Below are 12,361 nucleotides of genomic sequence, written 5' to 3' on the forward strand. Positions count from 1 at the left end.
CCCCCACCTGGTCGCGGCACCCACCAAAAAAAGAACCGCCACCCTCGCCCGCAACAGGGATGGAGCGTATATCCCTTTTGCGCCGGTCTCTCCGCCCAAAAAGATAGCAGCGATAGCCCGGCAGTTGCCATAAAGGGGAGAAGAAGATATATGTGTTTGTATATTGTTCCTTTATTTGAGATAAAAAGTTGCCATATTGAATAGTTTCTTATCTTTGGTGTAAACTGTCTGGCAATGAGAGCTATATATTCTATAATTTTAGTGCTGATCTTTTTAGGATGTGACAATACTAAAGAGACATCTGGAGAAACGTCTGTTTTGGAAAAAGAAACCCCTGAAAAACTTTTTATTGAAAGATCTTCGGATACGACCCAACTGGATTTTAAGAACACCGTTATAGAAACGGAAACAGAGAATTACGATACTTTTCCTTTTATCTATAATGGAGCTGGTGTAGCGGTTGGAGACCTTAACAACGATGGATTGGCAGATATTTATTTTGCAGGTAACTCGGTTGATGACAAACTGTATTTCAATAAGGGTGATCTTGTTTTTGAGGATGTTTCGGCTACTGCCGGCATTTCTCCGCACAAGGGTTGGAGTACAGGTGTAACCATGGTAGATATTAATGCCGATGGTTGGCTGGATATTTATGTGTGCAGGTCTGGGCCCTCAAAAGAAATTTCAAATAAAACAAATAAACTTTTTGTGAACAACCAGGACGGTACCTTTACTGAAAGTGCTGCTGCTTATGGTATTTCCTCTACAGATCAATCTATACAATCAGCTTTCTTTGATTATGACCTAGATGGAGATCTCGATATGTACTTACTGAACCATCCTGCAAAAAAGCGTGAACAAAGCCTCACTTTTTCCCAACATGCTATCAATGTAAAGGCTGGGAAGACCATTACTGATGCTTTTTACGAGAATGTTAATGGGGTGTATGTAGATAAAACGAAAGAGGCAAACCTCTTCAGCTATGGCTATAGGCACGGCATTGCTATAGGAGATGTAAATAAAGATGGGTATCCAGATATGTACATTTCCAGCGATTTTGATGATGCGGACATACTTTACATAAATCAGAAGAACAAAACTTTTAAGAACACTGTGGATAATGCTTTTGGACATATATCCTTTAATAGTATGGGGAATGAATTAATTGACATCAATAACGATTCCCATCTGGATATCTATGTAATGGACATGGCACCCAGTGACCATTTTCGATCTAAAGCGTATATGATGTCCATGGATGTGGATAGGTTCTGGTCTTTAGTGCGCAACGGTATGCACCACCAATACATGTTCAATACCTATCAATTAAATAACGGTAATGGTACATTTAGCGAAGTAGGGCAACTATCCGGCACAGCGAAGACGGACTGGAGTTGGGCACCCCTGTTTTTTGATATGGACCACGATGGGTATAAAGATCTTTTTGTGACCAATGGCATCAAAGAAAATTTTCTATATCGAGATATTAAAAAAGATGCCAACGAAAAATTTGGTAAAGGCAAATCACTTAGCCTCAAAGAATTTTTGGATGTTGTCCCCAGTGATATTTCTGAAAATATCTTTTATAAAAATGTTGACGGGGTTACCTTTAAAAACATGAACAGTACGTGGTCCCCTCCAAGCCTCTACAATTCCAATGGAGTGGCCACGGCAGATTTTGACAATGACGGCGACCTGGATTTTGTAATGAACAACATGGATTCCAGCGCTGTATTGTATGAAAGTACAGCTGCAAATGGTGTAGGGGGAAATAGTATTAAGTTGAAGCTAAAGGGAAGTGAGTTAAACCCTCAAGCTATTGGGGCAAAAGTGAAAGTAACTTCCCAAGGACAGGAGCAATGGCACGAGCTATATATCACAAGAGGTTATCTTTCTAGTGTAGATAGTCCTTTGATATTTGGACTTGGAGAAGCCAACACTGCCACGGTAGAAGTACAGTGGCCTTTAGGTACCGTTTCAACTCTTAAGGATGTTTCGGCGAACAAAACCTATGAAATAGCTTTTACTGAAGCAACTAATTCTGTACCCATGACTCCTATGGGAGGTGATAAGATACTTTCAAAAGTTGAACCGAATGGACTCAATTACAAACACAAAGAAGATGCTTTCGATGAGTATACCGTCCAGATATTGCTGCCGCATTCCCAATCTACTTCTGGGCCTACTATTTCAAAAGGTGACGTAAATGGTGATGGAACAACCGATATTTTTATTGGCGGTGCATCAGGACAAGAAGGCTCACTATACCTACAAAATGGTGATGGGTCTTTTACTGCTAGAAAAGGAGATTGGTTTAAGCACTCCATAGCCGAAGACACCGGAAGCCTATTCCTTGATTTCGATAATGATGGAGACTTGGACCTATATGTGGTAAGTGGTGGTACACAAAAACCCGAGGGCCATTTTTTCTATCAGGATAGAATGTACGTTAACGATGGGAACGGAAATTTTTTATACTCAAGTAAAACCCTACCAGAATTGACTGTAAGTGGTAAAACAGTTATTTCGAGTGATGTGGATAACGATGGCGATATTGATTTATTTGTAGGAGGGCGTGTCATACCAAACGGATACCCAAAGGCGGCTAAGTCCTACTTTCTCATAAATGAAGATGGAACCTTTGTACCAAAAGAAATGAATGTTGGGAATATGGTTTCAGCAGCCTTGTTTTCAGATTATGATGGCGACGGAGATAAAGATCTGCTCACCGTGGGGGAATGGTCTTCAATAAATATCTTTAAGAACGATGGTGGCGAATTTAACCGTGTACACCCACCGTCCTTGACCCAAACAACAGGGCTGTGGTTTGGCCTTAACGAACACGATATTGATAGTGATGGCGATATGGATTACTTTGTGGGAAATCTGGGGGCTAATGCCAAATTTAAAGTTGATAAAGACCATGAATTTCATATCTACGGAAACGATTTTGATGACAATGGAACCTATGATATAGTACTTAGCAGTAATTATCAGGGCAACTTGGTTCCCTCCCGAGGAAGAGAATGCTCTTCACAACAAATGCCTTTTATAAAAGAAAAATTTAAAGATTTTACCTCCTTTGCCAGTGCCAGTCTTGAAGATATTTATGGCGAAAAGTTACTGGAATCCTTGCATTACCAAGCAGACTTGCTCTATAGTGTATTCCTGAAAAACAACGGAAATGGAGATTTCGAAATTATTAAACTACCTTGGCAGTTACAAGTAGCCCCCGTGACCGATTTTGAGTTTGTAGATATAGACAATAACAATGAAACCGAAATCTTAGCCGTTGGAAACCTCTATAATGTTGAAGTGGAAACACAACGGTACGATGCTTTTAAAGGTGCTGTTTTTTCTTATACAGATGAGGGTTTCCAGGTTCACAACCCTCTTGAGACAGGGTTTTTTACCTCTGGAGATGCCCGTGATGTCACAACATTGAAAATTTCAGAAGGAACTGTTATTGTAGTGACCAATAATAATGGAGCGCTTGATATATTTAGGCTACATAAAAAGGAGCCTGAAAATTTGGCCGTGAAATAGCTGGCTTTTTAAAAAAGAGCTTTTAGGATTAATTTTATACCGCTAAACAGCGTATAGATTGTGGCAGCCATCCCAAGTACTGCAAGAGGAAGCACGTAATACATTGGGATGGTTTCCTTATTTAAGAACGTAAAGGTAAACGCATAGGTAGTGAGCACTAAAAGCGGAATCGCAACAGCCAAGCGTTTCAACCCTTTAATAAGTAGTTTTTTATCGGTATGCTTTTGCTCGCTAGGTTTGTTCATTTCTATAAGCGTTAATGGCGTTGCGAACGCTACCGTGTTCTTTCAATAAAGCTGAAGCTTCGTTACTTTCAATGGCTAACTTTTGCATGAGCATTCGGGTGCCTCTATCCACCAATTTATTATTGCTCAATTGCATATCTACCATTTTGTTGCCTTGTACCCTCCCTAATTGAATCATTACTGCTGTAGAAATCATGTTCAGCACCAATTTTTGGGCAGTACCGGCTTTCATCCTAGAACTTCCTGTAACAAACTCTGGCCCAACCACTACCACCACGGGAAACTTGGCGACTTTATGTAGTGGGCTACCTTGGTTGCAAGTAATACAACCCGTCGTAATGCCAAGCGAATTACATTTTTCCAGCGCACCGATCACGTAGGGTGTCGTGCCTGAGGCAGCAATCCCTATTACTACATCGTTTATTCCCACTTGGTGGTCTTTAAGGTCTTCCCAGCCTTGGTTTTGAGAATCTTCGGCAAATTCTACTGCTTTCCTGATAGCTGTGTCACCTCCTGCAATAAGGCCGATTACAACACCATGATCCAAACCAAATGTTGGGGGAATCTCACTGGCATCTACAATGCCCAACCTGCCACTGGTGCCTGCTCCCATGTAGAATAAACGACCGCCATTGTTCAATTTTTCTGAAACAATCCTGGTGAGGCTTTCAATTTGTGGAAGGGACTCTTCAACAGCCAGCGGTACGGTTTTATCTTCGTTGTTGATATTGCTGAGCAATTCTTTTATACTCATTTTCTCCAAATCGTCGTACCGTGACTCTTCCTCTGTTGTTTTCCTGAAATCCATCATACAAAGGTATGTATTTTTGAAAGGGTTGGTTAATTATTGAACGGTATATGATAAAATTGAAACTTCAGAAATCCTGAAATAGCCCAAAGGGAAATTATCTTCGTTGGTCTCGTTCAAAATATTACCACGCACGGTTGCGGGCTGTGTTTCAAAGGGGCCGTCGCTCTGGTCACTACTTTGCTGCAACAGCGTGAACATAAAGTTATAGAACTGCTCGTCTACTCCATGGAGATAAAAGGTTACTTCATCGCCAGGGGCTAGGTCTTCAACAAAATAGAATCCAAAGATTTGATTGCCGTCAAAAAATTCATCAAAAAATGTATCGGCCATATTTCCCCTGGTAGAGCGGCCTTCGAAAAAATAATAATTTTCTACATTGGCAGGGTCTGTAAAAAAAGCTTTCAGCTCTATTTCGTCATTTGTGAAGCCACCTTCATTGTTTTGTTCCACAAATTCAAGAGAGGGAACACTCTCAAAGGTTTCGGTTGCAGTATAGGTCTCATTTTCATGAAGTACCTCTAGGGTATAAGCTTCATTTTCATCTAGGGGAAAATTCTCAAAGAAATAAATTCCTCCACTTGCTTCCTCCAACGTAAGGGTCGTGCCGTTTTCAGAAGTAATGGTAACAAGAGCTCCTTCAACAGTGGTCACTGTGTTTTCAAAGAAAGGTGTTGTTTCACTAAGAATCACTTGTGCCCTGTTTCTGTCTTGCTCTTTAAAATGAAAGATTCCAGCTTCGATCACCAATCTAGGGGCGCTCTCGTCCAGCTCTACATCAACTACATCTTCACAGGCCCAAAAGCTGAAGACTATTGTCATTAAAAACATACATCTTTTCATCATCCTCAAAATTTAAAATTATATGTTATGGACGGGATTATCCCAAAAATAGATAAGCGTACTGCTTCGTTTTGTCCAATATCGGTATTTTCTCTAAAAGAAAGCGAAGCTGCATTCTTACGGTTATATATATTGTAAACGCTAAACACCCATTCGCTTTTCCAACGTTTTGGGTTGTTGGGTTTTGGTGTCCAAGTAGCCGAAACATCCACATGGTGGAAAGCCGATAGCCTACTGCTATTTCTTGCCTCATAGACGGGGATCACAAGATTGTTATACTCGTATTGCCCCGTTGGGAAAGTACTGGGACGCCCAGTTTGATAGATTGCATTGGCCCCAAAAGACCATTTGTTATTGAGCTCGTACTGTGCCGTGATGGAAATATCGTGCGGTTTGTCCCAAGCCGTATTGTACCATTGGCCGCTGTTAATACCTATTTCTTCAGGCGTTCTTCCAGGGGTGCGTTGTTCACTTTTTGAAAGTGTGTAGGCAATCCACCCTTGCAATTTGCCTGTTGTCTTTCTAAGCAATAGCTCCAAGCCATAAGCACGGGCTTCGCCTTTCAACAAAATTTGTTCAACGGCATTGTTTGCTATCAGGTCTGCATCGTCCACATAATCCAGCCTGTTGTTTATTTTCTTATAGAAGGTTTCAGCTTCAAGGGAGAACGCTTCAAATTTTTTGAAATATCCAAAAGCTACTTGATTTGCCGTTTGTGGCTCGATGAATGTTCCGCTGGGTGCATAAATATCAAAAGGCGTGGGAGAGGTGGTGTTACTGATCAAGTGGATGTACTGCGCAGTACGGTTATAACTTGCCTTTAGAGAAGATGTTTCGTTTAATTGATATGCCACAGCCACTCTAGGTTCTAGATTTACAAAGCTTTCCAGTACCTCACTTCTGTTAAAGGATACCGTATCTATTGGCGTTGCCTTTTGATAGATATCCAAAGCTTCGTCATACAGGATAGGGTTGTTGTTTTCATACACGTTCAATTCGTCCTGTCCCAATCTTGCAAAGGTGGAAACCCGTAATCCTGCTTGTACCGAGAGATTATCGGTAATTTCAATTTCGGCATCTGCGTACACTGCATTTTCGGTAGCATATTTTTGTGTGAGCTTAAACGGGTTGATGCCCGAGGTGGGCGTGGTTGGATTTATCTCACCAGGATTGAACTTATAGTAAATACCGTTAAAACCGTACTGGAGTTTCAGGTTGTCTGAAACATAATTGGTCAGATCATATTTTAGGTTGAAATTTTGGATACCGCTGTCAAAATCGAACTCCACAAAACCCAGTTCCAGACCGTAGTAATAATCCGAATAGATAAGCGAGAGGTTACTAAAAAGCTTATCGCTGAACAAATGGTTCCAGCGTAGGTTAATGGTTGCATTTCCGAAGTTATTGCTGAAACTGTCGGCAATCTCAAACACATCTCGCCCAAAGTATCCCGAAAGAAAGAGCTTGTTGTTTTGGTTCAGGTTGTAACTTATCTTGGTATTGAGGTCGTAGAAATAAGCAATATTGTCATTGTCGAAAAGTGGAAGGAAGAGATGCGCATAGCTACTGCGTCCACCCACCAAAAAAGAGGCGGTGTCTTTTTTAATGGGGGCCTCCAGCAACAATCTACTTGCTACCAAACCCACACCACCATTGGCTTCAAACCTTTTTAGATTTCCGTCTTTTTGGTAAATATCCAATACCGAAGAAATACGTCCACCGTATCGCGCTGGGATGCCCCCTTTGTAAAGTGTTAAATCTTTAATAGCATCTGGATTGAACACCGAAAAGAAACCGAACAAATGCGATGAATTGTACAGCGTGGCCTCGTCCAAAAGGATTAAATTTTGGTCTGCTGCACCCCCACGTACGTTAAAACCACTTGCTCCCTCACCAGCATTGGTGACACCGGGCAAAAGTGTAATGGCTTTTATTACATCTTTTTCGCCCAATACAACAGGAATCTTTTTTATGGTTCCAGCGGTCAACCTGTTTACGCTCATCTCGGGTTTTCTAATATTGAGCGCTTCAACATCTGCTTTAATGACCACTTCGTCCAATTGCTGTGTATCCTCGTCCATCCCTACATTCTCTACAGTGTTTTCATTGAGCATAATGGTTTTTTGAACTGTGGTAAAACCAAGATTGCTATAATACACCTCGTACGTTCCTTCTGGAAGGGTTATGGAATAAAAACCATATTCGTTTGTAATGGTGCCGGTTTGCAAGGAGGGAATGATAACATTTACCCCTATGAGGGTCTCTCCTGTGGCAGCTTCGGAAACAACACCGCTAAGTGTGAACCTTTCTTGTGAGAATACAAGGGCGGTAAACAGAAGGCACCCCAGTAGCAGTAAATTTTTCAAATGCAATTTTTTATAAAAATACGGATACATTTTATAGAAAAAAAGCCTTCAGAATTTCTGAAGGCTTTTTCTTTACTCAATTTCGTTCAATATTTCATTGAGTGTTTCACTGGCGCGCATCTCGGCATTAACCCTGTCTTCATTAGGGAAATAATAACCTTGGATGTCCACGGGACTTCCTTGTGCGTTTATAAGTTCTTGTAAAATTTGGTCTTCGTTATCGTTCAATTTCTTGGCGACGGGAGCAAATCTATTTTTTAAGGTTTCATCCTTGTCTTGGTTTGCTAAAGCCTCTGCCCAGTATTTTGCCAAGAAAAAGTGACTGCCACGATTGTCTATCTCGTTAACTTTTCGGGAGGGGCCTTTCTTGTTTTCCAGTAACTTTTCAGTAGCATCGTCCAATGCCTCACCCATAATGATGGCTTTTTGATTGCTATACGTAGATCCTAAATGTTCGAGTGATACTGCCAACGCCAAAAATTCGCCCAAGGAGTCCCAGCGAAGGTGCCCTTCTTCAACAAATTGCTGCACGTGCTTAGGAGCAGATCCTCCAGCGCCCGTTTCAAAGAGGCCGCCACCATTCATCAAAGGAACAATGGAGAGCATCTTTGCACTCGTTCCCAATTCTAGGATTGGGAAGAGATCCGTTAAGTAATCACGCAACACGTTTCCTGTTACCGAAATGGTGTTCTCGCCATTTTTTACGCGCTCCAAAGTGTATTGTGTAGCCTCGGCAACCGATAGGATCTTTATTTCCAACCCGCTGGTATCGTGGTTAGGTAGATATTTGTTTACTTTTTTAATAAGCTCTGCATCGTGGGCACGGTTTTTATCCAACCAGAAAACGGCTGGCCAACCTGTGGCTCTTGCACGGCTTACGGCCAATTTTACCCAATCTTGGATAGGAAGGTCCTTAACTTGGCACATACGCCAGATATCGCCCTCGCTCACTTTGTGGGAAAGTAGTACTGTTCCATTGCTGTCTATCACTTCAACGGTTCCGGCATTTTTTATCTCAAACGTTTTATCGTGGGAACCATATTCTTCGGCTTTTTGGGCCATTAATCCTACATTGGGAACGGTTCCCATGGTTGTTGGATCAAAGGCTCCATTTTCTTTGCAAAATTCTATGGTAGTTTGGTATAGGTCTGCGTAGCTACTATCGGGAATTACGGCCTTGGCATCCTGTTGCTCCCCTTGTTTGTTCCACATTTGTCCCGAAGTACGTATCATGGCAGGCATAGAGGCATCAATAATCACGTCGCTTGGGACGTGTAGGTTGGTTATGCCTTTGTCGCTATTTACCATCGCAAGGTCTGGATTGTTTTCCAATGATGTGTCTATGGCAGCTAAGATCTCATTTCTTTTAGCTTCCGGCAAACTTCCTATATCGTTGAGCACATCTCCAAATCCATTGTTGGGATCTGCGCCTACGCTTTTTAGTTCCTTTTCGTATTTTGAGAAAACATCAGCAAAGAAAACTCTTACGGCGTGTCCAAAGATAATGGGATCGCTAACCTTCATCATGGTAGCTTTCATATGTAATGAGAATAATATCCCTTTGTCCTTGGCATCTTGTACCTGTTCTTTCAGGAAAGATAGCAATGCTTTTTTCTCTAGTACTGAAGCGTCAATGATTTCACCTTTTAATAGGGCAATGTTTTCTTTCAGTACGGTTTCAGTTCCATCGTTCCCTTTCAATATAATATTTACTGAAGTATCATTTTCTATGGTTACAGATTGTTCGTTATGCCTAAAGTCTCCTTTGCCCATCGTAGCCACGTGGCTCTTGCTATCTGCACTCCAAGCCCCCATGCGGTGTGGGTTCTTTTTTGCATAGTTTTTAACGGCCTTGGGGGCACGGCGGTCACTGTTCCCCTCGCGGAGTACTGGGTTCACCGCACTACCTTTTACTTTATCGTAGGCAGCTTTTATTTTTTTCTCTTCGGCGGTTTTTGGGTTTTCTGGATACTCTGGAATATTGAACCCTTTTGCCTGCAATTCTGAAATGGCCGCTACCAACTGTGGCACCGACGCACTGATATTCGGGAGTTTAATGATGTTGGCCTCGGGTGTTTTGGCAAGTTCGCCCAATTCGGCAAGGGCATCGTTCACCTTTTGGTCCTCGGTGAGATAATCGCTCATGTTTGCTAAAATTCTCCCCGCCAGTGAGATGTCCCTTGTTTCAATTTGAATGTTTGAAGGAGCGGTAAATGCCTTTACGATGGGCAGCAACGAGTGTGTTGCCAAAAATGGTGCTTCATCGGTTTTTGTATAGATAATTTTAGCGGTCTTTGTCATGAAGATATTTTTTTCGGTTGAAAATGAAACTTGTCAAGATTTCGAAAATCTTGAATTATGGGTTGCAAAGATACGGATTTATGAGGTGCTTTAAAAGCAGGAGGGTAGTGTATGGGAAAAGTTTAGCAGTTTTTTAATGTTGGGTGAGTAGGACTGTTAGCCTGTAGTTGTTTAGAACAAGAAAAGCCATAACAGCGTGCTGGGCACTATGCTATGGCTCCTTGTGAAAACAGCCGTTACCAACGCATCTTTACGATGTAGTGTAAGTTTATTATACCCTTACCGCTGTGGCCGTATTTCAAGAAAGAAGTATTATTGTCTTTGGTTGTAGGCGATGCTTGCAATTTGCATTGAAGCATACATCCTTCAAAAACTACTTCCATACTTTTCAAAAATCTCCAAAGTAACCGTCCACAAGGAACCGTTAGCCTGTCAAACAATTTTTAAAAAGAAATAAAGAACGTTACTTTATGTTTACCGAACAATATGTGTATTGTTTCGATAGTGCTAATGTAGCACAGAAATCGAAAAAAGCAAATTTTATAACCTTTTTAATATGAACAAGTTATGCACTTGGGTTATCAACAAATGTTCATAAACAAAAAGCGACCCCGAATGGAGTCGCTCTGTTCTGTATGCCGGTAGAAGCTTATTGACGCTTCTCGCGGATTCTCGCTTTCTTACCGGTAAGGCCTCTAAAGTAGTAGATACGCTTTCTGCGAACGCTACCTTTTTTGTTGATCTCGATTTTTTGCAATGCCGGCAAATTCATTGGGAAGATACGCTCTACGCCTACAGTTCCGGACATTTTTCTAATGGTGAAAGTTTGGGTAGCCCCTGTTCCTCTAAGTTGGATAACAACTCCTCTAAAAAACTGGGTTCTTTTCTTTTCACCTTCACGAATTTCGTAATACACTGTTATAGTGTCTCCAGCAGCGAATTTTGGGAATTCCTTCTTGGTTACAAACTCGTCTTGTACATATTTTATTAACGCTTCCATTTGTATGGTTTAATTGTTATGTTACAGCAACGTTCACGAGTCTCGTCAGAGGTTGGTGTAATTGGAGTGCAAAGATACTCTTTTTTTGAAATGGACAAACAGTTGAAGCAAGAAATTACTATTCAAAATGTAAGGAATTAATCCACGTAGAAATTTCAACCAATACATGTGGGGCAATCGTTTGTTCTATCCTGCCATATTCAAAAACTGTTCCTTTTTCACTTTCTTGAAATAGGTGGTTGAGTTTTGGGTAGGATTTTGTGGTGATGTTTTTTTCGGGATAGGTAGCTTTCAGTTTTTGGAGGGCATTTAGGTTTTCTTTGTAAGGAACCTGTGTGTCATTTTCACCATTGAGAGCCAATATAGGGCATCTGGTTTTCTTCAAAGCTTCTTCTGGATTGTAATTTAGCATATTGTAAATCCACGGGTTCGTATAGGAAGAGGTGATAATGTCTAAGTACTTTTCGGCTGTCATGCCACGGGTTTTGGAAAATTCGGGATTGTTTTCCAGATAATTCTTAGTAAATGTTGTTAATGCCTCTGATAGCTCCTCCAAGGAGGTTGTGGTAATGACCTGCATTAATTTGTTGTCGAAGCGTATTTCTTGCTCTATATATTTTTCCGAAGAGCCCATAGCGCGCAACGAGAGTTCCTTTTGGAGTTTCATCACCTTATCACCTCGAATGGTCACACCAGCAAGTAGTACTATAAAACCAATATCCTCTTGGCGGCTGCTGGCTACCATGGGCGCAATGATACCGCCTTCACTATGACCAATTAAACCAATTGCTTCTTGGTTGATTTCGGGTCTGGTTCTCAGAAAATCTACAGCGGCTTCTACATCTCGGGCAAAATCCTGTGAAATAGCCTTGCCAAAATTTCCACTAGATTTTGCAGTGCCGCGGTCGTCGTACCTTAATACTGCTATGCCCTGTTTGGTGAGATAGTCTGCCAACACCCAAAATGGTTTGTGTCCAAAGATTTCTTCATTTCTGTTTTGTGGACCACTGCCGCTTATGAGTATGGCAGCCGGAAAGTTGTTCCCATCTTGTGGAAAAGTAAAGGTGCCCGCTAAGGTGACACTATCTCTTGCATTCTGAAAAGTTACCTCTTCAATTTCGTAATTAAAGGGAGGTGTTGGCGTTTGGGGTCTCCGTAAGAAAGTCTGGCACACCGTTGTGAAAGAAAACAGGAGTGCGATGTAACAGGTCAATGTTGTTTTCATAATTGAAATTTGGTTTGTATGAAAATA

9 protein-coding genes are annotated in these 12,361 nt (G+C 41.4%); 2 read left to right on the top strand and 7 right to left on the bottom strand.

The window, feature by feature from the left end; translation table 11 throughout:
* Both C8D94_RS15405 and C8D94_RS06100 read left to right on the top strand, forming a co-directional pair.
* On the top strand, positions 1 to 204 hold a 204-nt coding region (locus C8D94_RS15405; protein WP_211308900.1), incomplete at its 5' end, for a hypothetical protein.
* Between the two features lie 30 nt (positions 205 to 234).
* A complete protein-coding gene (locus C8D94_RS06100; RefSeq protein ID WP_115123057.1) occupies positions 235 to 3,546 on the top strand; it encodes a VCBS repeat-containing protein in 3,312 nt (1,103 codons plus the stop codon).
* A gap of 8 nt (positions 3,547 to 3,554) precedes the next feature.
* On the opposite strand, the gene C8D94_RS06105 is transcribed toward C8D94_RS06100, so the two are convergent.
* The 7 genes from C8D94_RS06105 to C8D94_RS06135 form a co-directional block, all read right to left on the bottom strand.
* Entirely contained in the window at positions 3,555 to 3,791 is a 237-nt protein-coding gene (locus tag C8D94_RS06105; RefSeq protein WP_115123058.1) for a DUF6095 family protein, read from the bottom strand.
* Positions 3,778 to 4,599: an N-acetylmuramic acid 6-phosphate etherase gene (gene murQ / locus C8D94_RS06110; RefSeq protein ID WP_115123059.1), complete on the bottom strand. Its 822-nt coding sequence runs from the start codon at positions 4,597 to 4,599 to the stop codon at positions 3,778 to 3,780. The genes C8D94_RS06105 and murQ overlap by 14 nt, the downstream gene beginning before the upstream one ends.
* Before the next feature lie 36 nt (positions 4,600 to 4,635).
* Positions 4,636 to 5,445 (bottom strand): DUF4249 domain-containing protein, encoded by an 810-nt coding sequence (locus C8D94_RS06115; protein WP_245946208.1) that lies wholly within the window; start codon positions 5,443 to 5,445, stop codon positions 4,636 to 4,638.
* 2 nt (positions 5,446 to 5,447) lie between these two features.
* A complete protein-coding gene (locus C8D94_RS06120; RefSeq protein ID WP_115123060.1) occupies positions 5,448 to 7,838 on the bottom strand; it encodes a TonB-dependent receptor in 2,391 nt (796 codons plus the stop codon).
* A gap of 42 nt (positions 7,839 to 7,880) precedes the next feature.
* On the bottom strand, positions 7,881 to 10,109 hold the full coding sequence (locus C8D94_RS06125) for an NADP-dependent isocitrate dehydrogenase (RefSeq protein WP_115123061.1): 2,229 nt from the start codon (positions 10,107 to 10,109) through the stop codon (positions 7,881 to 7,883).
* 649 nt (positions 10,110 to 10,758) lie between these two features.
* The gene (gene rplS / locus C8D94_RS06130) at positions 10,759 to 11,109 is read right to left on the bottom strand and encodes a 50S ribosomal protein L19 (protein ID WP_115123062.1); all 351 of its coding nucleotides are present in this window, start codon (positions 11,107 to 11,109) and stop codon (positions 10,759 to 10,761) included.
* Between the two features lie 118 nt (positions 11,110 to 11,227).
* Positions 11,228 to 12,334, bottom strand: a complete 1,107-nt coding sequence (locus C8D94_RS06135; protein WP_115123063.1) for an alpha/beta hydrolase family protein — start codon at positions 12,332 to 12,334, stop codon at positions 11,228 to 11,230.
* Between the last annotated feature and the right edge of the window lie 27 nt (positions 12,335 to 12,361).

Origin of the sequence: Marinirhabdus gelatinilytica (assembly GCF_003353425.1) — a bacterium.
GTDB lineage: Bacteria > Bacteroidota > Bacteroidia > Flavobacteriales > Flavobacteriaceae > Marinirhabdus > Marinirhabdus gelatinilytica.

What these genes read in the sequence shown, in the direction of transcription:
- C8D94_RS06100 (WP_115123057.1), top strand. Translation starts at nt 235, where the DNA reads ATGAGAGCTATATATTCTATAATTTTAGTGCTGATCTTTTTAGGATGT.
- C8D94_RS06105 (WP_115123058.1), bottom strand. Translation starts at nt 3,791, where the DNA reads ATGAACAAACCTAGCGAGCAAAAGCATACCGATAAAAAACTACTTATT.
- murQ (WP_115123059.1), bottom strand. Translation starts at nt 4,599, where the DNA reads ATGGATTTCAGGAAAACAACAGAGGAAGAGTCACGGTACGACGATTTG.
- C8D94_RS06115 (WP_245946208.1), bottom strand. Translation starts at nt 5,445, where the DNA reads ATGATGAAAAGATGTATGTTTTTAATGACAATAGTCTTCAGCTTTTGG.
- C8D94_RS06120 (WP_115123060.1), bottom strand. Translation starts at nt 7,838, where the DNA reads ATGTATCCGTATTTTTATAAAAAATTGCATTTGAAAAATTTACTGCTA.
- C8D94_RS06125 (WP_115123061.1), bottom strand. Translation starts at nt 10,109, where the DNA reads ATGACAAAGACCGCTAAAATTATCTATACAAAAACCGATGAAGCACCA.
- rplS (WP_115123062.1), bottom strand. Translation starts at nt 11,109, where the DNA reads ATGGAAGCGTTAATAAAATATGTACAAGACGAGTTTGTAACCAAGAAG.
- C8D94_RS06135 (WP_115123063.1), bottom strand. Translation starts at nt 12,334, where the DNA reads ATGAAAACAACATTGACCTGTTACATCGCACTCCTGTTTTCTTTCACA.